The sequence below is a fragment of the Pseudoalteromonas sp. RB2-MNA-CIBAN-0110 genome (assembly GCF_040309305.1).
Lineage (GTDB): Bacteria > Pseudomonadota > Gammaproteobacteria > Enterobacterales > Alteromonadaceae > Pseudoalteromonas > Pseudoalteromonas arctica.
Genome location: NZ_JBEOOQ010000165.1, coordinates 1 through 276 on the forward strand (window position 1 = coordinate 1; position 276 = coordinate 276).

At 43.1% G+C, this 276-nt stretch carries 1 pseudogene; it reads right to left on the reverse strand.

From position 1 onward, the window contains the following. Window positions 1–276, reverse strand: a pseudogene (locus AAEY68_RS21010) (acyl-CoA desaturase); the annotation flags it as partial.

The following is a 276-nucleotide window of genomic DNA, read 5'->3' on the forward strand; positions in this document are numbered from 1 at the left end:
TATTCAAGCTTAATACGGTCTTGGAAATTTTGCATTGCTTGCGGAATATCAAGACCTTCAGAAGTTGCTTTGTCGATTTGTTGCTGCGCACGCTTAAACTGCATTTGTACTTCAGCATGCTTAATCGTCGTATCATCAACGGTGCGCAGATCTGAGGTTAAACCAAGCTTAGATAAACCGGCAATCAGCCACTTCGTTGGATCGTACTGCCACCATTTAACGCCATTACGATAATCGTATTGGAAGAAGTGGTGGTAGTTATGATAGCCTTCACCC